19 protein-coding genes are annotated in these 20,920 nt (G+C 72.7%); 11 read left to right on the top strand and 8 right to left on the bottom strand.

Translation table 11 applies throughout. The annotated features are described in order from the left end of the window. Nucleotides 1–30 precede the first annotated feature (30 nt). Nucleotides 31–1,626 (top strand): FAD-dependent monooxygenase, encoded by a 1,596-nt coding sequence (locus IF23_RS0117375; RefSeq protein ID WP_078654047.1) that lies wholly within the window; start codon nt 31–33, stop codon nt 1,624–1,626. Between the two features lie 94 nt (nt 1,627–1,720). Here IF23_RS0117375 and IF23_RS0117370 read toward each other — a convergent pair whose 3' ends face one another. Next, a complete protein-coding gene (locus IF23_RS0117370; RefSeq protein WP_030284635.1) occupies nt 1,721–2,374 on the bottom strand; it encodes a TetR/AcrR family transcriptional regulator in 654 nt (217 codons plus the stop codon). A 133-nt stretch (nt 2,375–2,507) separates the two neighbouring features. On the opposite strand from IF23_RS0117370, the gene IF23_RS0117365 reads away from it, so the two are divergent. The 4 genes from IF23_RS0117365 to IF23_RS0117350 all read left to right on the top strand — a co-directional run bounded on the left by IF23_RS0117365 (nt 2,508) and on the right by IF23_RS0117350 (nt 7,962). Then, a complete protein-coding gene (locus IF23_RS0117365; RefSeq protein ID WP_030284632.1) occupies nt 2,508–3,470 on the top strand; it encodes an alpha/beta hydrolase fold domain-containing protein in 963 nt (320 codons plus the stop codon). 189 nt (nt 3,471–3,659) lie between these two features. Further along, a complete protein-coding gene (locus IF23_RS0117360) occupies nt 3,660–4,424 on the top strand; it encodes an NAD(P)-binding domain-containing protein (protein ID WP_030284630.1) in 765 nt (254 codons plus the stop codon). Between the two features lie 141 nt (nt 4,425–4,565). Then, entirely contained in the window at nt 4,566–6,116 is a 1,551-nt protein-coding gene (locus tag IF23_RS0117355; protein ID WP_030284628.1) for a DUF4874 domain-containing protein, read from the top strand. Between the two features lie 190 nt (nt 6,117–6,306). Then, nucleotides 6,307–7,962, top strand: a complete 1,656-nt coding sequence (locus IF23_RS0117350) for a DUF2079 domain-containing protein (protein WP_078654046.1) — start codon at nt 6,307–6,309, stop codon at nt 7,960–7,962. A gap of 80 nt (nt 7,963–8,042) precedes the next feature. Here the strand turns inward: IF23_RS0117350 and IF23_RS0117345 are convergent, their stop codons facing one another. Continuing rightward, a complete protein-coding gene (locus tag IF23_RS0117345) occupies nt 8,043–9,440 on the bottom strand; it encodes a GntT/GntP/DsdX family permease (RefSeq protein ID WP_030284624.1) in 1,398 nt (465 codons plus the stop codon). Between the two features lie 56 nt (nt 9,441–9,496). Beyond that, nucleotides 9,497–10,006, bottom strand: a complete 510-nt coding sequence (locus tag IF23_RS0117340) for a gluconokinase (RefSeq protein ID WP_030284622.1) — start codon at nt 10,004–10,006, stop codon at nt 9,497–9,499. Nucleotides 10,007–10,141: 135 nt separating this feature from the next. Between IF23_RS0117340 and IF23_RS0117335 the strand changes: the two genes are divergently transcribed. Further along, entirely contained in the window at nt 10,142–10,843 is a 702-nt protein-coding gene (locus tag IF23_RS0117335) for a FadR/GntR family transcriptional regulator (protein ID WP_030284620.1), read from the top strand. Between the two features lie 19 nt (nt 10,844–10,862). Here IF23_RS0117335 and IF23_RS0117330 read toward each other — a convergent pair whose 3' ends face one another. From IF23_RS0117330 to IF23_RS0117315, 4 genes are all read right to left on the bottom strand, one after another. Further along, nucleotides 10,863–11,075, bottom strand: coding sequence for a hypothetical protein (locus IF23_RS0117330; protein WP_030284618.1), 213 nt, complete (start codon nt 11,073–11,075; stop codon nt 10,863–10,865). A 259-nt stretch (nt 11,076–11,334) separates the two neighbouring features. After that, nucleotides 11,335–12,339, bottom strand: a complete 1,005-nt coding sequence (locus IF23_RS31320; RefSeq protein ID WP_037678499.1) for a hypothetical protein — start codon at nt 12,337–12,339, stop codon at nt 11,335–11,337. Then, entirely contained in the window at nt 12,339–13,118 is a 780-nt protein-coding gene (locus tag IF23_RS0117320) for an RNA polymerase sigma factor (RefSeq protein WP_030284614.1), read from the bottom strand. Before IF23_RS0117320 ends, IF23_RS31320 begins: the two co-directional genes overlap by 1 nt. A 512-nt stretch (nt 13,119–13,630) precedes the next feature. After that, on the bottom strand, nt 13,631–15,412 hold the full coding sequence (locus IF23_RS0117315) for a beta-N-acetylhexosaminidase (RefSeq protein ID WP_078654044.1): 1,782 nt from the start codon (nt 15,410–15,412) through the stop codon (nt 13,631–13,633). A 635-nt stretch (nt 15,413–16,047) separates the two neighbouring features. Between IF23_RS0117315 and IF23_RS0117310 the strand changes: the two genes are divergently transcribed. The 5 genes from IF23_RS0117310 to IF23_RS0117290 all read left to right on the top strand — a co-directional run bounded on the left by IF23_RS0117310 (nt 16,048) and on the right by IF23_RS0117290 (nt 20,114). Further along, a complete protein-coding gene (locus IF23_RS0117310) occupies nt 16,048–16,521 on the top strand; it encodes a 2-oxo-4-hydroxy-4-carboxy-5-ureidoimidazoline decarboxylase (protein ID WP_051739670.1) in 474 nt (157 codons plus the stop codon). A gap of 181 nt (nt 16,522–16,702) precedes the next feature. Further along, on the top strand, nt 16,703–17,083 hold the full coding sequence (gene sdhC, locus IF23_RS0117305; RefSeq protein WP_037678497.1) for a succinate dehydrogenase, cytochrome b556 subunit: 381 nt from the start codon (nt 16,703–16,705) through the stop codon (nt 17,081–17,083). A 9-nt stretch (nt 17,084–17,092) separates the two neighbouring features. Continuing rightward, nucleotides 17,093–17,566, top strand: a complete 474-nt coding sequence (locus IF23_RS0117300) for a succinate dehydrogenase hydrophobic membrane anchor subunit (RefSeq protein ID WP_030284606.1) — start codon at nt 17,093–17,095, stop codon at nt 17,564–17,566. Between the two features lie 20 nt (nt 17,567–17,586). Further along, nucleotides 17,587–19,341, top strand: coding sequence for a succinate dehydrogenase flavoprotein subunit (gene sdhA / locus IF23_RS0117295; protein ID WP_030284603.1), 1,755 nt, complete (start codon nt 17,587–17,589; stop codon nt 19,339–19,341). Then, a complete protein-coding gene (locus IF23_RS0117290) occupies nt 19,341–20,114 on the top strand; it encodes a succinate dehydrogenase iron-sulfur subunit (protein ID WP_030284601.1) in 774 nt (257 codons plus the stop codon). Before sdhA ends, IF23_RS0117290 begins: the two co-directional genes overlap by 1 nt. 167 nt (nt 20,115–20,281) lie before the next feature. Here the strand turns inward: IF23_RS0117290 and IF23_RS0117285 are convergent, their stop codons facing one another. After that, nucleotides 20,282–20,785 (bottom strand): FBP domain-containing protein, encoded by a 504-nt coding sequence (locus IF23_RS0117285; RefSeq protein ID WP_030284599.1) that lies wholly within the window; start codon nt 20,783–20,785, stop codon nt 20,282–20,284. Between the last annotated feature and the right edge of the window lie 135 nt (nt 20,786–20,920).

Raw genomic sequence — 20,920 nt, 5'->3', positions numbered from 1 at the left:
CTTAACACCGTTAAGCGCAGTCTCGGAAGCATGGCACTTAACAACGTTAAGGACACCTCCGTCGCGGCCACCGCCGCAGCCCTGCCCACCTCCGAGGACCCCGGCGACGCGGTCGACGTCCTCATCGCCGGAGCGGGCCCGACCGGCCTCGCCCTCGCCATCGACCTGACCCGCCGCGGACTGCGCGCCCTCGTCGTCGAGCGGCAGCAGACCCTCTCCCCCGGCGCCCGCGGCACCGGCCACCAGCCGCGCTCCCTGGAGGTCTACGACGACCTCGGGCTCCTGGACGCCATGCAGGCGGGGGGCGGTCCCTACCCGGAGATCGGCGTCTGGCGCGACGGCCGCCTCGTCGAATCCCTCACCGCCGTCGAGCGCTACGAGCCGACGCCCGCCACCCCGTACGCCAACATCCTGATGGTGCCGCTCTTCCGCACCGTCAAGCTCTTCCACGACCGGCTGCGGGAGCTGGGCGGCGAGGTCCGCTTCGGCACCGAACTCACCACGTTCTCCCAGGACACGGAGGGGGTGACCGCCACCCTCCGCGGGCCCGACGGCGTCTCACGGCCGGTGCGCGCCCGCTATCTGGTCGCCGCCGACGGCGGCCGCAGCACCGTCCGCCGCGCCCTGGGCATCACCATGAGCGGGCCGTCCCTGGAGGAGGGCGCGGCGCTCCTCGCCGACGTCCGCGTCGAGGGGCTCGACCGCGACCACTGGCACCGCTGGGTGCTGCCCGGCGAGTTCGGCGGGGTGATGATGCTCCCGCTGGCCCGCACCGACCTCTTCCAGGTGTTCGTCATCGCCCCGGACGAGACCCCCGACCCCAGCGAGGAAGGCACCCGCGCCGCCCTCGCCCGCCACACCCATCTCACCCCCGAGCAGATCCGCGAGGTGCGGTGGACCTCCGTCTACCGCCCCCGGGCCGCCCGCGCCGACACCTTCCGCTCCGGCCGTGTCTTCCTCACCGGTGACGCCGCGCACATCCACTCCCCCGCCGGTGGTCAGGGCCTCAACACCGGTGTGCAGGACGCCTACAACCTCGGCTGGAAGCTCGGCCAGGTGCTCCGCCACGGCGCCCCCGACACCCTCCTCGACAGCTACGAGGCCGAGCGCCTGCCGATCGCCGACCACATCCTCGACACCAGCACCCGCCTCCACCGCGACCGCAACTGGCGCCGCAGCCGCGACCTCCACCAACTCGGCATCGGCTACCCGGACAGCCCCCTCACCCAGGAGCTGCGCCCGCACGTCCCCGAGTCCGTCCCGCACGCCGGTGACCGCGCCCCGGACGCCCCCTGCACCACCCCCGACGGCGCCCCCGTCCGCCTCTTCGACCTGCTGCGGGGCCCGCACTTCACGCTGCTGGCACTGGGCGACGTCGAGCTGGACACCGCCGCACTCCCGGCCGACCCGACCCTCCTCCGCACCGTCCGCGCCGCGGGCCCGTCCCCCGATCTCCTCGACCCACACGGCCATCTCCGGGACGCCTACGGCCCGGACGCCGCGCTCTATCTGATACGCCCGGACGGCTACATCACCTGGGCGGCACCGGCGGAGGGCGCACCGGGGCGCGTGGCGGAAGCCCTGCGACCGTTCCTGGGCGACGGGGCGCTCCGACCGGTGGGCTGAGCGGGGATCGGCACGGGCGGGGCCGGTGGCGGCTCCCGCCCGCGCCTGCGGCAGCGGCGCGGCCCGGCCGCATCGCTCCCGTGATCCGTGGACGTCAGGGGATCCGGGCCTCGATATGGGCGAGGTGGGCGGCGAGGATCTCCTCGAAGGCGGCGCCGCGGTCCGCTCCGAGGGGGCGGATGTCGCGGGCGAAGTGGGACAGGGCGGGGAAGCGTTCGGGGTCGGCGCCGAGCACCGCGACGCGGAACTGCTCCATGCCCTGTTCGTACTCCTTGGGGGTGAGGGTGCTGATACCGGCCTCGGAGGCGATCAGCGCGGCGAGGAGGATCACGATGCGGTGGTAGCGCACCGGGACTTCCTCGTCGGGCAGGCCGGACGCGCGCAGGGCCTGTAGCAACTCCTCCATGACCAGGCGGGATCCGGTGCCGCCGGAGGCGTGGCGCCCCCACACCGCGGCGAGTTGGGGCTGCTCACCGAAGGCCCCGCGCAGACGCAGGGCCAGGGCGGTGATGCGCTGTTTCCAGTCACCCTCGGGGCGGTGGCCGTCCATGGCGGCCAGGAGGATCCGGTCGGCGACGGCACGCAGCAGCTCGGTCTTGTTGCGGAAGTGCCGGTAGAGGCTGGAGGAGTCGGTCCCGAGCGCCGCGGCGAGTCTGCGCACGCTGAACGACTCGGCGTCGCCGGTGCGCAGCAGTTCCGCCGCCGCGTCCAGGATCTCCTCGGTCGACCATCGCCTTCGGCCCGTCATCTCGCCCCTCTCGTCCGCACTCCGCCTCATTCTATGCACTCGCCGATGCACGCGGTGCGTGCATAATGCGGGCAAGGCGCTTTCCGACCGCACCGCACGCCCGGCATCCGGCCGGGCGGGGAGAAGGGGAGACATGAGCGAGACCACCGCCGCCACCCGGCCGCCGGAGCCGGACTTCTCGGCGATCACGACTGCGGAACTGCTCGCCTACCGCGACGCGGAGAACCGCTTCCGGTCCTCCGGCGCGGCCCGCGCGATCCTCGGAGAGCCGGATCCCGGAGCCGCGATCGACTGGCGGAAGATCGCCCTGCCCGGCCGCGACCTCCCGGTCCGGGTGTACCGGTCGACCCGGGCAGGAGACGGCGGGGCCGCGGCCCGGGACGGCCTGCCGCTCGTCCTCCATGTCCACGGCGGCGGCTTCGTGGGCACGGCGGCGCAGTGCGACTGGGCCAACAGCCACCTCGCCGCCCGGCTGCCCGCCGTCGTCGTCTCGGTCGAGCACCGCCTCCTCGCCCCGGACAGCCCGCTCGCGGACGCCGCCGACGACGGCTGGGACGCGCTCGCCCAGGTGCTCCGGCACGCCCCGCGGTGGGGCGTCGACCCGGCGCGCACCGCCGTCTTCGGCGAGAGCTGCGGCGCGCTGATCACCGCCCTGACGGCCCTTCGGGCCCGGGACACCGGCCTGGGGCTGGCCGCGCAGATACTGGTCAACCCCGCGGTCGAGGTGACCGGGACGATGTTCGACCACGCCTCGGTCACCGAGTACGCGTACCGCCCCACCCGGGCCCTGCCGCAACTGCGGCTCTTCCAGCGGCTCGCCGTGCCGCCCGGCGCCGACGCCCGCGCCGTCTCGCCGCTGTACGCGGACGATCTGAGCGGGCTCGCCCCGGCGCTCGTGGTGGTGCCCACCCAGGACGCGGTCGCCGACCACGGCCGCCGCTACGCCGAGCGGCTGCGCGCCGCCGGGACACCCACACGGCTCTCCACGTACCCGGGCGCAAGGCACGCGTTCCTCACCCTGCCCGGTGTGGAACCGCAGGCCGAGGCCGCGCGGGCGGAGATCTGCCAGTTCCTCCGCGCGGCCCTGGCGAGTTGACGGAGAGCGACGCACCCCGCCCTCGGGCCCCACGGCCGAGCGGCCTCCCGCCCCGGCCCCACCTGCACGAGCACGACCGCAAACCGACACGACCGGCTCCCGACGAATCCGCGTACGAGGAGCCGACGGCGACCGTACGGATCCGTGCCGAGACGGTTCACGACCACCGCACACCATGGAGGAGACAGAGTGCAGAGCATCGGCATCATCGGAGTGGGCGAGATCGGCCAGGCCGTCGTCGAGGGCCTGCGCAGCGGGGGCGGTGCGGCACCGGAGGTCTTCCTCTCGCCCCGAGGGGCGCGCACCGCGGCCGGGCTGTCCGAGCGTTTCGAGGGCGTGCGGGTGTGCGCCGACAACCAGGAGGTGGTGGACCGTTCCGAGGTGGTGATCATCGCCGTGCGCCGCCAGGACCACCACGGAGCCCTCGCCGGGCTGCGGTGGGACGACGACAAGATCGTGATCAGCCTGATGGCCGGTGTCGCCACCGACGACCTGCGCCGGACCCTCGGCACCGGCGCCCCGATCATCCGCGCCATCCCGCTGCCCGCGGTGCGCGAGCGCCGCTCCACCACCGTGACCTGCCCCTCGCACCCGGTGGTGGACTCCCTCTTCGAGCGGCTGGGCGGGGCACTCCCCGTCCCGGACGAGGACACCTTCAACGTCTTCTCCGCCCTGACCGGGACGCTCACCGCCCACTACGCCTACCTCGCCACGCTCACCTCCTGGGCCACCGACCACGGCATCGCCTCCGACGCCGCCGACCGGTATGTACGCAGCCTGTTCCGGAACGTCGGCCGCTCCCTGAGCGACGAGACCCGCCCCCTCCACCAACTCGCCGCCGACCACGAGACGCCCCGGGGGAACAACGAGCGCATCCGCACCACCTGGTTCGACCCCGCCAACACCGCGGCCCTCAAGGAGGCTCTGGACGGTCTCCTCGCCCAGCTGCGGTAGGGACGTCCGGCGGAACGCGGGGACCGCGGGCGCCCGGAGGCGGGAAAAGTCCAGCCGCCGCCGCGTTCCGTCCATGGCCCGCCGGGCGGACGGCCGCGACACTCGGCGCCACCGTCCGCCCCCGCCCGTAGGGAGACCCCCATGCCGCTGCCGCGCCGCCACCTGCTGACGACCGCGCTGGGCGCGGCAGCCGCCGTGCCGCTCGGCGTCTCCCCGGCTCTCGCGGTCCCGGCGCGCACCGGGACCGTCTGGCACCGCGTCCCGCACCGCGGCATCCGGCCCGACGACCCGGACGGCCGCGCCCCGCTCACCAATCCACGGCGCGGCTTCCGCTACGAGATGTCGTACAACGCCGTGGATCTCACCAGCCCCTGGGAGAACGAACAGGACCACTCCCCCGACGCCGCCCGCACCCTCGACCTGCTGGAACGCCGGTACGGGCGGGGCGCCCACCTCACCCAGCTCTACTTCTACCTCTGGGACTTCGCGACCTCCGAGATCCCGCGGAGCGCGCTCGACAACATCGAACGCGTCCTGCGCGCACTCCGCGGCAGGGGGTACGCGGCGGTCCTCCGCTTCGCCTACGACGACGGCGTCCGCGAGCAGCGCCGCTACACCGTGCAGGACATCCGGCGCCACATCGGACAGCTGGCGCCCGTGATCGCCCGCAACAGCGACGCCGTCGCCGTCTGGCAGGCGGGCTTCCTCGGCGACTGGGGCGAGTGGCACGGCAGTTACCACGCCCACGAGACCTACCCCGACGCCGTCACCGCGATCATGACGACGCTGGTCAACGCGTTGCCGCCGGGTCTGCACACCCAGCTCCGGCAGGCCGCCCACCGCGAACTGATCACCGACACGGCGCTCCTGGACCGGATCGGCTTCCACAACGACTATGTGACGCTGGGCGAGGGCGAATGGGACTACTACGTCCCCGGCAATCCCGGCTGGCCGACCTATCTCGACGTCACCCGGGACCGGATGACCGACGGCGAGATGCCCTGGGACAAGGGACAGAGCACCGATCCGTACGCCTGGAGCACCGTCATCCCGCCGCTCACCGCGGCGCGGCGGTTGCAGACGCTCCGCTTCGACAGCCTGTCGCTGGTCCACAACGCCACCGTGACCCTCCCCGCCTGGCGGACCACGGACCTCACCGAGACGCAGATCGGCGAGGCCCACCTACCGCTCTCGGACGGCTACTTCCGCGACCGCGCGGGCCGCGCGGTGCCCCGTACCGCCTTCGAGTACCTCCGCGACCACCTCGGCTACCGGATCGAGATACGCGAGGCCCGGTACGCCGCCGCGGGCGTGGGCCGGGACGGGCGGCTGCCGGTGGAGGTCGACGTCGTCAACCGCGGCTTCGCCCCGCCCAAGCATCCGCGGCCGGTCCGGCTGCTGCTCCTGGACGCGGCCGGGCGGCCGGTGTCCGCGGTGGACACCCGGGCCGACTGGCGCGGCTGGCAGCCGCGGGGCCGTACGGAGACCGACGACGACCACGGCGTCCCGGCGCCCACCACCCTCCGCGCCCGCCTCCCCGTCCCCCGCGGCACCCGCGGCGTCCACCACCTCGGACTCGCCCTCCCCGACCCGGACTTCCCCGACCGGGGCCTGCCGGTGCGCTGCGCCAACGCCTCGACACGGTGGGCGGACGGGGTGAACGTCCTCGCCCGGGTGGAGCTGAGCGGCTGAGGGTGCCACCGGCCCGTCAGCGGGCGGGCGGGCGCCACCGGTTCCCCGACGCGCCGCGGCCGGGCCGCCGGGCGCACCGCCCGGTCTACACTCCCGTGGCCGCCCGGGCGCCCGGCGTCCCCGCCGCGCGCCGCACCTTCCGCCCGCCCGCGGCGGGGCGGCGTCCGGCGGGCCGAGCACAGGTGGGGCGATGACACAGTCGGCGGAGCGGAGCGACGGCATACCCGTGACGACCGGGCGCACCGCCCGGGACGCGGCGGACACCGGCCGCCTACCGGGGGCCCGGAAACCGGCGGACGCCGCCGCGCAACGGCCGCCGGGGGACGACGGATCCGGCGGGCGCCTCGCCCGTCTCCCCGGGCGTCTCCTCCCGGCGCTGCGCGACCGCATCCCCGGCCCGCGGGCCCTGGCCTGGTCGCTCTCCGTGGCCTGTTTCGTCCTCTACACCGTCGTCTCGCTGCTGCGCCACGGCCAGATGCTCAACGCAGGCTACGACCTGGGGATATTCGAGCAGGCGATCCGCGCCTACGCCCACGGCCGGGCGCCGGTCGTGGAGTTGAAGGGCCCCGGCTTCAACCTCCTCGGGGACCACTTCCACCCGATCCTGGTCCTCGTCGCCCCCGTCTACCGGCTCTTCCCCGACGCCACCACCCTGCTCGTCGTCCAGGCCGCCCTGATGGCGGCGGCGTGCTATCCGCTCACCCGGTGGGCGCACCGCGCGGCCGGGCCGGTCGCGGGGCTCGTCATCGGCTGCGGCATGGGCGCCTCGTGGGGCATCGCCACGGCGGTCACCAAGGACTTCCACGAGATCTGCTTCGCCGTCCCGCTGCTGGCCTTCGCCGTCACGGCGCTCGGCGAACGCCGGTGGCGGGCGGCGCTGGCCTGGTCCCTCCCGCTGTTGCTGGTCAAGGAGGACCTCGGGCTCACCCTGGCCGCGGTCGGCGGCTATGTGATGTGGCAGACGGGGCGCGAACGGCGCGCCCGCCCCGGGGAGCGGTCGCGCGGACCGTGGTGGCTCGGGCTCGCCGCCGTCGTGGTCGGGGTGGCGGGCACCGCGGTGGAGATGCTGGTCCTGCTGCCCGCGATGAATCCGCACGGCGGTTTCGACTACTGGCAGCAGCTGCCGGGCGGGGCGCCGTCCGGCGGCGGGACCGGCCTCGTGTCGGCGGCGCTGCACCTCTTCTGGCCGCCGATGAAGTGGCTGCTGCTGTTCATGCTGGCCGCGCCCACCGCCTTCTTCGGGCTGCGCTCCCCGCTGACGCTGCTCTGTCTGCCCACCCTCGGCTGGCGGCTGGTGGCCGGGAACGAGCACTACTGGCAGCCGAACTTCCACTACAACGCCGTGCTGATGCCGCTCGTCTTCGCCGGTCTGATCGATGTGCTGCACCGCAGGCCGGAGCTGTTCCCGGCCCGTCGGCGCCGCCGGGTGCTGGCCTTCTCCGCGACGTTCACGCTGATCGCCGCGGCCGTCTACCCCTTCCACGACCTGGTGCTCCCCTCGGCCTGGCGCACCCCGGCGCACGTCCGCACCGCCGAGGAGGTGGCGGCGCGGATCCCGGACGGTGCGCGGGTCGCCTCGTCCAACCGGCTGGCGCCGTTCCTGACCGGCCGCACCACCGTCAGCCTGGTCTGCTTCGGCACCGGCCCGGACCCCGCGGCGCCCACCGGGCTGCCCGCCCGGCTGCCGGACTGGGTGATCTCCGACCGGCACGACCCCACCGTCAAGACACCCTGCCCGGCGGCCGGCACGGCCCGCATGCTCGACCTCTACCGCGCCCACGGCTACCGCCAGATCACCGACCAGGACGGCATCGTCCTCCTGAAACGGCCGTCGACCACGGCCTGACCTGCGATTACGCGGACATACGACGGGGCCGTACCGGCGGCGATCCGCCCGTACGGCCCCTCGGGAGAAGCGCCTGTCCGCTAGACCACCAGCGACAGCAGCAGCACGCAGGCGATGCCGACCACCGAGATCAGCGTCTCCATCACCGACCAGGTCTTGAGGGTCTGGCCGACGTTCATGCCGAAGTACTCCTTGACCATCCAGAATCCGGCGTCGTTGACGTGGCTGAAGAACAGCGAGCCGGTGCCGATGGCGAGGACCAGCAGGGCGACATGGGTGCTGCTCATATCGGCGGCGAGCGGGGCGACCAGGCCCGCCGCGGAGATGGTGGCCACCGTCGCGGAGCCGGTCGCCAGGCGGATGGCGACGGCGATCAGCCAGGCCAGCAGCAGCGCGGAGATGTTCCAGCCCTTGGAGATGTCCAGGATCATCTGGCCGACGCCCGCGTCCACCAGCGTCTGCTTGAAGCCGCCACCGGCGCCGACGATCAGCAGCACCCCGGCGATCGGGCCGAGCGACGACTCGACGGTGGTGGCGATCCGCCCCTTGGTGAATCCGGCCGCGCGGCCCAGTGTGAACATCGCGACGACGACACCGGCCAGCAGCGCGATCATCGGGGAGCCGATCACGTCGAAGACCCGCTGCACGGAGTCCTTCGGATCGTCGACGACGATGTCCACCAGCGCCTTGGCCAGCATCATCACGACCGGCAGCAGCACGGTGGCGACGGTGACACCGAACCGCGGACGCTTCGCCAGCTCCGCCGAGGCGCGCTCGGGGACCATGTTCTCGGGCGGCTCGATGTCGACCCAGCGGGCGGCGTAGCGGGAGAAGAGCGGCCCGGCGACGATCGCGGTGGGGATCGCCACGACGACGCCGAGGGCGAGGGTGATGCCGAGGTTGGCGCCGACCGCGTCGATCGCGACGAGCGGCCCGGGGTGCGGCGGGATCAGGCCGTGCATGACGGAGAGTCCGGCCAGCGCCGGGATGCCGATGCGCATCAGGGAGAAGTTGCCGCGCTTGGCGACGAGCAGGACCACCGGGATCAGCAGCACGATGCCGACCTCGAAGAAGATCGGCAGCCCGACGACGCAGGCGATCAGCACCATCGCCCAGGGCATCGACCGCCGCTTCGCCTTCGCCAGGATCGTGTCGACGATCTCGTCGGCGCCCCCGGAGTCCGCGAGCAGCTTGCCGAGGATCGCGCCGAGGGCGATGAGCACGCCCGTACCGGCGACCGTCGAGCCCAGTCCGGCGGAGAAGCTGGCGATGGCCGCATCGAGCGGCGCCCCGGCGGCCGCACCGAGCACCAGCGAACCGATGATCAGCGACAGGAAGGCATGCAGCTTGAACTTGGTGATGAGCACAACGATGACGGCGATGCCCGCCAGAACGGCGATGCCCAGCTGCGCATGACCGGCCGAGGTGATCGGCTCGACCGCGTCCGCTGCGAGCATCTCGACGCTGAGATGAGTCACGGCGATTCCTAGGAGGAAGAGGAGGGGAGGGAGGGGCGGGCCCGGGGGCCCAGGGGTCAGACGGCCGGGGCGCGGAGCGCGTCGGCGGCGCGGGCGGCGATCTCCTCGGGGGTGCCCGAGACGTCCACCGCGACGCCGCGTTCGTCGGCGCCGAGGGGTTCGAGGGTGGCGAACTGCGAGTCGAGCAGCGCGGTCGGCATGAAGTGGCCCTTGCGCTCGGCCATCCGACGCTCGATCAGCGCGCGGTCGCCGGTGAGGTGGAGGAAGACCACCTCGGGGGCGGCGGCGCGCAGCCGGTCGCGGTAGCCGCGCTTGAGGGCGGAGCAGCTGACCACGCCGCCGTGCCCGGCCCGCTCATGGGCCCAGGCACCGATGGCATCCAGCCATGGGCCGCGGTCGGCGTCGTCCAGCGGGGTCCCGGCGGTCATCTTGGCGATGTTGGCCGGTGGGTGGAAGTCGTCGCCCTCGGCGTACGGCACACCGAGCGCCTCGGCGACCAGCGGGCCGATCGTCGTCTTGCCGGTGCCGGCAACTCCCATCACGACGATGACGTGGGGCGTGCTCATTCCCGGGTACCTCGCTGTCTTCTTCGACCTCGGTAGGACACCCCACTGAAACCCATTACGTACGACTTATTCAAGAGAGTGTGGCGCAAACGTCATACTTAAAGTGGCAGTCGGGCGGAACGTAGGGTGATCCCCATGGAGAACCAGGGGCAGGGGCCGCACACACGGGTGCTCGAAGCCCTCGGTCCGGCGATCACCGCGGGCGATCATCCGCCGGGCACGGTCCTGCGCACCGAGGAGCTGGCGGCGGAGTTCGACGTCTCCCGCACCGTCGTCCGCGAGGTGATCCGGGTCCTGGAATCCATGCGGCTGGTGACCTCCCGCCGCCGCGTCGGCGTCACGGTCCTGCCGACCGAGGAGTGGAACGTCTACGACCCACGGGTCATCAGCTGGCGGCTGGCCGGACGCGACCGCCCCCGGCAGCTGCGCTCGCTGACCGTGCTGCGCTCCGCCGTGGAACCGGTCGCCGCGGGGCTCGCCGCCGTCCACGCCGACCCCGCCCAGTGCGCCGCGCTCACCGAACACGCCATGGGCATGGTCGCCACCTCCCGCGGCCAGCAGCTCGACGCGTACCTGGTGCACGACACCGCGTTCCACCGCGTGGTGCTGACCGCCTCCGGCAACGAGATGTTCGCCCGGCTCGGCGATGTCGTCGCCGCCGTCCTGACCGGCCGCACCGCCCACCATGTGATGTTCACCGACCCGGACCCGGCGGCGGTCTCGCTGCACGTCCAGGTCGCCGAGGCGGTACGGGTCGGGGACGCGGCGCGCGCCGAGGAGCTGACGCGTCAGATCACCGTCGGCGCCATGGCCGAACTGGACGTACTGGCGCCCTGACGGCTCCGGCGCGTACCGCTCAGAACAGCGGTTGCTGGCCGGGGAACGGCGGCTCCTCCGGGTCGAAGAGCTTCTCCGCCGGTGCCATCATCGGGGCGATCCGCCGCGACCCCGGGCAGGAGACCAGCTCCAGCACCGTGCGCCGCCCGGGCGGGTCGTGGCGGGCGAAGCGGCCGCCGACGACGGCGATCTCTCGGGTGCAGACGGGGCACGCGCGGCGGGGTGACGACATGCCACCAGTGTGACGTAGCCCCCGCACGCCCCGCCCGGCGGCCGGACCGTCCCCCACCGGGCGCCGCGGGAACGGCGCCACCGGACACGAGGCGGCGGGACCCGCGGGGCGCGGGGAAGTGGGGGGCGCGGGCAGGGCCGGGGGAACGTGCCCCGCCCGCGCCAGGTGCGCGAGGTGCCTGGGTACGGGGGGAACCCGGCCCGCGCGCCGCCGATGACCAGTCGGCTCACTCAGTACTGCGCCGGGCGCCGCAAAAACGTCACACCGGGGCGGGAGCCGTGTCGTCCGTGCTGGTGGTGGGCGTCGGCGTCACCGTGTCCGAGGGCTCGGGGGACGTGGGGACGGGGTCCGGGTCGCCGGACTCGGGGGGCTCGGGCGCGGTGGACGGTTGTCCGTCACCGTCGTCGTCGCCGCCGTGGCCGCCGCCCTGACCGCCGCCCGCGCCGCCGTCACCGTTGCCGTTGCCGTCGCCGTTGCCCCCGCCGTCGCCCTTGCCGTCCCCGCCGCCGTTGCCGTTCCCGTTGCCCTGCTGCTGGAGATAGCGGCGGCAGAACGCGTGGATCTTCGCCGGGCCCCCGGCGGCGCGCTCCAGCCGCTGGAGGGTGTCGCGGTCCATGTCGCCGCGCTTGCCCGCCTCGTAGTCGCGGCAGAGCGCCAGCACCACCTCGCGACGGTCCGCCGAACCGTTCTTGCCGTTGCCGTTGCCGGGCACGCCGGGCACCCCGCGGCCGGGGGCCCGGGTGGTGGCGGAGGGCGGCGGGGTGGTGGTGGTGTGCGAGGCGTCCGGGGTCGGGGAGACCGTCGCGTCGTCGGTCGGCCGCTCCCCCGCCGTCGCGTCCGGCGAACCGGGCGCGGTGGTGCCGGGGTCCGGGGTTTCGAGAGTGCCGGGGCTGACGTCCGTGGAGACGCTGGAGGCCGGATCGGGGCCGGGCCGGAAGGGGCTGGGCAGCACGCCCGTACCGGCGGCCACCGCCACCCCGCCGAGCGCGCAGGCCGCCAGCGCCACCGCGAAACCGCGCCGGAAGGGCCGGGCGAGACCGGCGCGCGCCACCGGGCGGGACGGTGCGGCGGGGTGGGCCCGGCGGAAGGCGGCGACGGCGGACTCCTCGCCGGGCAGCGGACCGGCGGCGGGCTCGGCGGGGGCCGCACCCTCCAGCAGCAGGGCGAGTTCCCGCGCGCCGTCTGCGGTGGTGCCGACCGGCTCGCCGCGCAGCAGGCGCTCCGCGGCATCGTTGTCGAGCCAGTTGTACCGGTCGTCGGCCATCACATGTCCTTCTGCGTTCGCGCGGCCGTTTCCGTCACACCCGGTACGTACGATTCCGCCACGCCGTCACGGCGTCTTCGCCCCTGTACGGGGACCCCGCCCATCGTTCCACCACCCCCGCGCGGCCCGCCGCGCGCCCGGCGGCCGGGGGCACCGTCCGCCGCGCCGTCGCCCTCGGTGACGGGTCCGGCGTCCGCCCCGTCCTCGTCCTCCGCCCGGTCGCCGAGGAGTTCGGCGAGGCGGCGCAGCCCGCGGTGGGCGGCGGTACGGACCGCGCCGGGCCGCTTGCCGAGGACCTTCGCGGTGCTCTTGGCGTCCAGTCCGACGACGACCCGCAGCACCACCGCCTCCGCCTGGTCCTGCGGGAGCGTGGCGATCAGCCGCAGCGTGCGGCCGGTGCCGAGGGCGGCGAGCGCCTCGCCCTCGGTGTCGGAGAGCGCCGGGGTGTCGACGAGTTCGCTCTCGTCGCCGCCGCTCACCGGGCGGCGGCCACGCATCCGGATGTGGTCCAGGGCACGGTTACGGGCGATCCGGGCCGCCCAGCCGCGGAACCGGTCGGCGTCCCCCTTGAACCGGCCCAGGTCCCGGGTGATCTGGAGCCAGGACTCCGACGCCACGTCCTCCGCGTCCGCCTCGCCCACCAGCGTCCGCACATAGCCCAGGAGCCGGGGGTGCACCGCACGGTAGACCGCGCGGAACGCCGTCTCGTCGCCGTCCTGTGCCGCCTGCACCGCAGCGGTCAGCCGAGTGTCGTCCGGCTGAGTGTCGTCCCCTCGCACGGGTCCATTCCTGTCACGTGCGGAATCTCCGCTGCCCGGTCCTTGCTGCTGCCCCACTGCCCGCTACCGGCCGCCGCCTCTGGCGACAGCCGCGAAACCCCCGGTGACCCCGATGGTTCCGCAGACGGTATACCGGCTGATCACCGCGGCGGTCCCCGGGCCCGGAATCCGCCACGGGCGGCCCGGGACGTACCGCGCGTATCGCGCGCATCGATCCATCGAACCCCCCGTTGACGGCGGCCCGACTCCGGCCGCGGCAGACGTACGACAAGCGCGCCGACCGGCGCGAAGTGGCACGTTACGGGCCCCGCACGGCCGCCGTCCAGACCGCTGGGGTGCGGCCTTCCACACCCCCTGTGACGCTTTTGGCGCGTACGGCGCTGTATCGGTTGAGGGGTCCACGACCTCTCCCGCGAACGACGGCCGGGGCCTCTCCTGTGGGGGGTGGCGGCCTCGGCCGTCCCTCGCGCCCGGTCGGCGGGCTCGCCCGGGGCCTTTCCGCCCCCTCCGTCTCAGCTCTTGCCGGACACCTTCGTCGCCAGCTCCTTGAAGTCCGTCCAGCTCATCGCGGGCTTCCGCGGGTCCCACACCTTCTGCGACAGCGCCGCCAGCGGCATCCGGATGCCCTGGGCGATCTGCTGCGGCGTCTGGGCGTGCGCCAGATCGCACCAGATCGCGAAGCGGGCGCCCGGGATGCGGTCCGGGGTGGTCATGCTCGCCGGGACGTCGACGGGCGAGGTGTGACGCAGCACCGCGGGCGTCCACTCGCGGAAGATCCGCTCACCGGTCGGATAGGTGAACTGATTCGGCTCGCCGAGGACGTAGTAGAGGTACTCGTCGTTGAGGTTGACCACCTTGCGGCCCTCGCGCAGGAAGCGGGCCGGGTCGTTGGCGCCGATCTCCTTGCCGGTCCAGTAGCCGACGGTGCGGTTCTTGTCCGCCTGGACGTGGGTGTCCTTGAAGAAGCCGTCGTTCCACGCCTCGATCCGGTCGCGCCCGGCCTTCTCGGCGGCGCGCTGCCGGTCGTTGAGCCAGCCGGTCGCCAGGTCCTCGATGGTGCCGTTCGCCCCGTACTTCTTCCGGGCCGCCTGGGCCAGACCCGGGTAGGACGCGGCCGGGTTCGCGACCGTCAGCGCCTGGTACTCGTCGCCGCCCAGGTGCCAGTAGGCGGCGGCGCCCTTGGGCACCTCGAAGAGCTTGCCGTACTCGCCGATCAGGTCGTCGATGAGCTTCCCGGCGGCGGGCTTGGAGATGTCGATCGCGCCGCGCAGCACCGTCCCGCCCGCGTTGCGCAGCTGGAGGTCGGGGTGGTGGTCGAGGACGGCGCCGAGGTGGCCCGGCGAGTCGATCTCGGGGATCACGCTGATGTGGCGGGAGTGCGCCAGCCGCAGGATGCGGCGGACCTCGTCCTTCGACAGATGGTCCTTGGAGACGATCTCCGGGTGACTCTCGCTCTCGATGCGGAAGCCCTGGTCGTCGGAGAAGTGCAGCTGGAGCTGGTTGAGCTTGAGATCGCCCAGCTCCCGGACCCGGTCCTCGATCCAGCTGGCGGTGAACGGCTTACGGGCGTTGTCCAGCAGCATCCCGCGCTGCGCCCGGTCCGGCCGGTCCTCGATCGTGCCCTCCGGCAGCCCGCCGGCCGCGCGGACCGCCTGCTTGACGGTCCGGGTGGCGTAGAAGACCCCGGCGTCGGTGGGGGCGGCGAGGGTGAGCCGGGAGCCGCGGGCGGTCACCGTGTACGCCTCGTCGGCGGTGTCGCCCGTGGGCGCGTTGTTCGGCCGTTCCGGCAGCCCCTTGCCGTTCGTCCCGGCCAGCTTCACCTCGACGTCCCCGGGGCGCACCGGCTCGTCGCCCCAGACGACGGGCATCCCGCCCAGATCCTGGCCGAGCAGCCGCGCCTCGTCGGCGACGCTGCTCTTCTCCCCGGCGGGCACCACGATCCGGGCGCCCTTGGACGGCCGCCAGCCCTGCCCGTCGGCCGGCCGGAAGTCCCGTACGGCGGGGACCGTGCGCGGGGTGCCGGTGACCTTCTGCCAGGTGGGGGTGGGCAGCGGCGAGGCGCCGCGGCCGGTAGCGCCCGGCGCCCGGGAGTCCGCCGCGTCGGAGCAGGCGGAGAGCGTGAGCGCGGCGGCCACCAGCGCGGCGGGCAGCGCCGCCCGGGCCACCGGCGACCGGCCGCCGGACCGCCGCACCGGCTGCTTCCCGGGCCGCCGCCCGGGCCACTCGCCCGGCGGCGCATTCTCCGGTGCCGCCTTCGGCCGTTCGGGGCGTCCGGACCGACTCGGGTAGGGCATCGCGCGCTCCTCTGCTGCTCGGTTCTCTGCTCGCTGTACCGCGGCTCCCCGCGGCCGGACGCGCCGGTACGGGGAGCGCGGGTCCCGCCGCGTCCCGGGGCGCCGCTCCCGGGGGCGGACCCCGGCGGCGGCGCCCGCCCGGCGCGGCGGGCCGCCCCCGGCGCACCGGCCCGCGGGCGGGCACCGTCGCGCCGGAGGCGGTCCCTGGGGTGTGTCCCTGACATCCCGTCGTGGACCCGGCGGAAGATCAGGGACATGCCCTAGGGAAAACCTCTCTCATCCGGGTGAAATTCGCGCATCCGTCGGACAGGGGCCACCCGGCGTCGTTACGGTGGCGTTTCGGTTCATCACACCGCGCGCAGGGTGTCCGGATCTCCGGACGGCCCCGGCCGACGCCTCCGTCGCCATGACACGCCCCGGCCGCCGCGCCAGCGATCCGAAGCCCGCACCGCCTCCGTCAGCCGCCGTACCCCGGCCCGCCCGCACCACCCCGCTCGTCCGATCCTCCCGAGGAGCCTCCGCTGTCCGGTGACACCCCGGCCGCCCGGCCGACGATGCTGCGCCCGTCGTGCGCCCCCTGGCGCGGCATACCCTCGCAGAGCCACGGCGCCCGGCCCCCGCTTTCGGACACCGTCGTGCCCACCGCCTTCAACGCGCTGCCGCCCGAGGAAGCCCGGGCCGCGCTGCTGACCTGCTGCGGAAGCCTCCGCTGGGCCCAGCGGCTGGCCCGGCACCGCCCGTATCCGGACCTCGGCGCGCTGCTCGCCGCCTCCGACGAGGGCTGCTACGACCTCGCCGCCGCCGATCTGGACGAGGCGCTGGCCGCCGAGTCGGCCTCCCCCATGCCGCCGCTCGGCGCCCGCGGCCCGGGCACCCTCGCCGCGCACACCGCGCTGCGCGCCGCCCACGCCGAGTACGAGCGCCGCTTCCGCCACGCCTTCGTGATCTGCCTCGACGGCTACGGCGAGGACGAGGTCCTGGACCAGATGCTGGCCGGTATCCGCACCCGGCTGGGCCACGACCCGGACGAAGAGCGGGCGGTCGCCGCAGATGAGCTGCGCCGCACCGTTCGCGGGCGTTTGGCGCGCTTTATCACGGGATGCGCATAACATCCCGTTTTGCTCTTGTGTGATAGCCCGTTGGTGGCTGTTTGATCACACCTGTAGGGCCCCGGGGCAATGAACCGACAAGGCGTCGCTACGATGACCAGGGCCGGTGGACCGTATCCGGCCGGGCCAGACCGACAGAGAAGCCGGCAGGCCCCAATCCCCGCTCCCGGAGGGTTTTTCCGTGCCGGCTGGAACGCTGTACCGCGGCCGGGAAGGCATGTGGTCCTGGGTGGCTCACCGAGTCACTGGCGTCCTCATCTTCTTCTTCCTGTTCGTGCACGTCCTCGACACCGCTCTCGTCCGCGTCTCGCCCGAGGCCTACGACGACGTCGTCGCGACGTACAAGACACCCATCGTCAACGTGCTGGAGTACGGCCTCGTCGCCGCGATCCTCTTCCACGCACTCAACGGTCTCCGCGTCATCGCCGTGGACTTCTGGTCCAAGGGCCCGAAGTACCAGAAGCAGATGCTGTGGACCGTTGTGGGCGTCTGGGTCGTACTGATGGCCGGTGCCTTCTACCCCGTGCTGCAGCACACCCTGCGCACGCTGTTCGGGAGCTGATGACGCGAGATGTCTGCTGAAACGACCTCCCCCGCCGGCGCGTCCGACGTCACCCTCTACGACGTCGACAACCCCGCGCCCGTCATCGAGCCGCCCCGCAAGCGCACCGAGAAGACCCCGAAGTCGACGCGGACCAACTTCGAGCTGTACGGCTGGCTCTTCATGCGGCTGTCCGGCATCGTGCTGGTCGTCCTGGTCCTCGGCCACCTGCTGATCCAGCTGGTGCTGGACGGCGGCGTCTCCAAGATCGGCTTCGCCTTCGTGGCCGGCCGCTGGGCCTCGCCGTTCTGGCAGGTCTGGGACCTGCTGATGCTGTGGCTCGCGATGCTGCACGGCGCCAACGGCCTGCGTACGGTCATCAACGACTACGCCCAGCGGGACAACACCCGCTTCTGGCTGAAGATGCTGCTGTACACCGCCACGGTGTTCACCGTCCTCCTGGGCACGCTGGTGATCTTCACCTTCGACCCGAACATCCGCTAACGCCGGGGCTGACGAGACCTATGAAGATCCACAAGTACGACACCGTCATCGTCGGCGCCGGTGGCGCGGGCATGCGCGCGGCGATCGAGTCGACGAAGCGCAGCCGCACCGCGGTCCTGACGAAGCTCTACCCGACCCGCTCCCACACCGGCGCGGCGCAGGGCGGCATGGCCGCCGCCCTGGCCAACGTCGAGGAGGACAACTGGGAGTGGCACACCTTCGACACGATCAAGGGCGGCGACTACCTGGTCGACCAGGACGCCGCCGAGATCCTGGCGAAGGAGGCCATCGACGCCGTTCTCGACCTGGAGAAGATGGGCCTGCCGTTCGGCCGTACGCCCAAGGGCGAGATCGACCAGCGCCGGTTCGGCGGTCACTCCCGCAACCACGGTGAGGCCCCGGTCCGCCGTGCCTGCTACTCGGGCGACCGCACCGGCCACATGATCCTCCAGACGCTCTACCAGAACTGCGTCAAGGAGGGCGTGGAGTTCTTCAACGAGTTCTACGTCCTGGACCAGCTGGTCGTCGAGGAGGACGGCGTCAAGAAGTCCGCCGGCGTCGTCGCCTACGAGCTGGCCACCGGCGAGATCCACGTCTTCCAGGCGAAGTCGGTGATCTACGCCTCGGGCGGCACCGGCAAGTTCTTCAAGGTGACGTCGAACGCCCACACCCTGACCGGTGACGGCCAGGCCGCCTGCTACCGCCGGGGTCTGCCGCTGGAGGACATGGAGTTCTTCCAGTTCCACCCGACCGGCATCTGGCGGATGGGCATCCTGCTGACGGAGGGCGCCCGTGGTGAGGGCGGCATCCTCCGCAACAAGGACGGCGAGCGCTTCATGGAGAAGTACGCGCCGGTCATGAAGGACCTCGCGTCCCGTGACGTCGTGTCCCGCTCCATCTACACGGAGATCCGTGAGGGCCGCGGCTGCGGTCCCGAGGGCGACCACGTCTACCTCGACCTCACGCACCTGCCGCCGGAGCAGCTGGACGCCAAGCTCCCGGACATCACGGAGTTCGCGCGCACCTACCTCGGTATCGAGCCCTACACGGACCCGATCCCGATCCAGCCGACCGCGCACTACGCCATGGGCGGCATCCCGACCAACGTCGAGGGTGAGGTCCTCTCGGACAACACCACCGTCGTCCCGGGTCTGTACGCCGCCGGTGAGGTCGCCTGCGTCTCCGTGCACGGCGCCAACCGCCTCGGCACCAACTCGCTGCTCGACATCAACGTCTTCGGGCGTCGTGCGGGCATCGCCGCCGCCGAGTACTGCGCGGACCACGACTTCGTCGAGCTGCCCGAGGACCCGGCGCAGCAGGTCATCGACCAGGTCGAGCGGCTGCGCAACTCCACCGGCACCGAGCGCGTCACCGAGCTCCGCAAGGAGCTGCAGGAGTGCATGGACGCCAATGTGATGGTGTTCCGCACCGAGCAGACGATCAAGACCGCGGTCGAGAAGATCGGCGAGCTGCGCGAGCGCTACCTGAACGTGTCCATCCAGGACAAGGGCAAGCGGTTCAACACCGACCTGCTGGAGGCCATCGAGCTGGGCAACCTCCTCGACCTGGCCGAGGTCATGGCGGTCTCCGCCCTGGCCCGTAAGGAGTCCCGCGGCGGTCACTACCGCGAGGACTTCCCGAACCGCGACGACGTCAACTTCATGCGGCACACCATGGCGTACCGCGAGGTCGGCGCGGACGGCAAGGAGTCGATCCGTCTCGACTACAAGCCGGTCGTCCAGACCCGCTACCAGCCGATGGAGCGTAAGTACTGATGAGCACCCCGACTCTCGACAAGCACTCCGCGGCACTGGACGCGGCCGAGAACACCGCTTCCCACACGATCAAGGTCACCTTCCGGATCCGCCGGTTCAACCCGGAGGTCTCGGAGGAGGCGAGCTGGCAGGACTTCGAGCTCGACATCGACCCGAAGGAGCGTGTCCTCGACGCCCTCCACAAGATCAAGTGGGACCAGGACGGCACCCTGACGTTCCGCCGCTCCTGCGCCCACGGCATCTGCGGCAGCGACGCCATGCGCATCAACGGTAAGAACCGTCTGGCGTGCAAGACGCTGATCAAGGACATCAACCCGCAGAAGCCGATCACGATCGAGGCCATCAAGGGCCTGACGGTCCTCAAGGACCTGGTCGTGGACATGGAGCCGTTCTTCCAGGCGTACCGCGATGTGATGCCCTTCCTGATCACCAAGGGCAACGAGCCGACCCGCGAGCGCCTGCAGTCCCCCGAGGACCGCGAGCGGTTCGACGACACCACCAAGTGCATCCTGTGCGCCGCGTGCACGTCGTCCTGCCCGGTGTTCTGGAACGACGGTCAGTACTTCGGCCCCGCCGCGATCGTCAACGCGCACCGCTTCATCTTCGACAGCCGCGACGAGGGTGGCGAGCAGCGTCTCGAAATCCTCAACGACAAGGACGGCGTCTGGCGCTGCCGTACGACCTTCAACTGCACGGACGCCTGCCCGCGCGGTATCGAGGTCACCAAGGCCATCCAGGAGGTCAAGCGCGCGCTGATCACCCGGCGCTTCTGACCCCCTACGGGCCTGCCGTCACCCGGTGACGGCAGGTCTCGGGCTCACGGCTTACGCAAGAGGCCCCGCACCCACTCGATGGGTGCGGGGCCTCTTGCGTGCGGGGCCTCTTGCATGCGGGCTTCTCGCATATGGGGCCTCTTGCGTGCGGGGCGGGGACGCTCCCCTCACTTCCTCGCCGTCACCTTCTCCAGGAACTCGTCCAGATTCCCCTTCATCCGGGCGATCCGCTCCTCGACCGGCAGCGTCTCCTCGTACCGGGCGGCGAGCTGCGACCGCTTCTTCCCCCGGACGTACAGCGAACAGGCGAGATCGGCGCAGAAATACGCGCCCACGGTGTTCCCCTCGCGACCGGAGGCGCCCGCACGGCGGGCGGCGAGCAGACTGACGCCGGAGCCGGGGTGCCCCGTGAGGCACACCGAGCAGACCGTCGTCTTCGTGAAACTCCGCCGCACCCCCTGCGGCACCCGCAGCGTCACCCCGACCAGCCCGTCCGCCCGCGGCACCACCAGATAACTCCGGTCCGGCGCCCCCTGGTCCCGCCATCCGAGAAAGTCGAGGTCCGCCCAGGGCAGTTCCTCCCTCTCCCGGGGCAGAGCGATCCTGCTCGCCTCCCCCTTCGAACAGTTCACGAAGGACGCACGGATCTCTTTTTCACCTACGGGCTCCATGACCAGGAACGTAACAGCGACAGCCTGGGCGTGTCGTCCGGGTTTTTCTGTGCGTGGGTGCGTGGGCGCGTGCCCGTGCCTGTGCCCCGCACAACGGCTGAGGCCGCCGCCCGGTGTCGGGCGGCGGCCTCAGCC

It is taken from the genome of Streptomyces catenulae, assembly GCF_000718015.1.
GTDB classification, from domain to species: Bacteria; Actinomycetota; Actinomycetes; order Streptomycetales; family Streptomycetaceae; genus Streptomyces; species Streptomyces catenulae.
Note: the sequence above shows the minus strand (reverse complement) of the source record. Positions and strands in the feature narration are given on the sequence as shown.

Bases quoted from the DNA above. Each gene is read 5' to 3' on its own strand.
- IF23_RS0117375 (WP_078654047.1), top strand. From the start codon at position 31: ATGGCACTTAACAACGTTAAGGACACCTCCGTCGCGGCCACCGCCGCA.
- IF23_RS0117370 (WP_030284635.1), bottom strand. From the start codon at position 2,374: ATGACGGGCCGAAGGCGATGGTCGACCGAGGAGATCCTGGACGCGGCG.
- IF23_RS0117365 (WP_030284632.1), top strand. From the start codon at position 2,508: ATGAGCGAGACCACCGCCGCCACCCGGCCGCCGGAGCCGGACTTCTCG.
- IF23_RS0117355 (WP_030284628.1), top strand. From the start codon at position 4,566: ATGCCGCTGCCGCGCCGCCACCTGCTGACGACCGCGCTGGGCGCGGCA.
- IF23_RS0117350 (WP_078654046.1), top strand. From the start codon at position 6,307: ATGACACAGTCGGCGGAGCGGAGCGACGGCATACCCGTGACGACCGGG.
- IF23_RS0117340 (WP_030284622.1), bottom strand. From the start codon at position 10,006: ATGAGCACGCCCCACGTCATCGTCGTGATGGGAGTTGCCGGCACCGGC.
- IF23_RS0117335 (WP_030284620.1), top strand. From the start codon at position 10,142: ATGGAGAACCAGGGGCAGGGGCCGCACACACGGGTGCTCGAAGCCCTC.
- IF23_RS0117330 (WP_030284618.1), bottom strand. From the start codon at position 11,075: ATGTCGTCACCCCGCCGCGCGTGCCCCGTCTGCACCCGAGAGATCGCC.
- IF23_RS31320 (WP_037678499.1), bottom strand. From the start codon at position 12,339: ATGGCCGACGACCGGTACAACTGGCTCGACAACGATGCCGCGGAGCGC.
- IF23_RS0117315 (WP_078654044.1), bottom strand. From the start codon at position 15,412: ATGCCCTACCCGAGTCGGTCCGGACGCCCCGAACGGCCGAAGGCGGCA.
- IF23_RS0117300 (WP_030284606.1), top strand. From the start codon at position 17,093: ATGTCTGCTGAAACGACCTCCCCCGCCGGCGCGTCCGACGTCACCCTC.
- sdhA (WP_030284603.1), top strand. From the start codon at position 17,587: ATGAAGATCCACAAGTACGACACCGTCATCGTCGGCGCCGGTGGCGCG.
- IF23_RS0117290 (WP_030284601.1), top strand. From the start codon at position 19,341: ATGAGCACCCCGACTCTCGACAAGCACTCCGCGGCACTGGACGCGGCC.
- IF23_RS0117285 (WP_030284599.1), bottom strand. From the start codon at position 20,785: ATGGAGCCCGTAGGTGAAAAAGAGATCCGTGCGTCCTTCGTGAACTGT.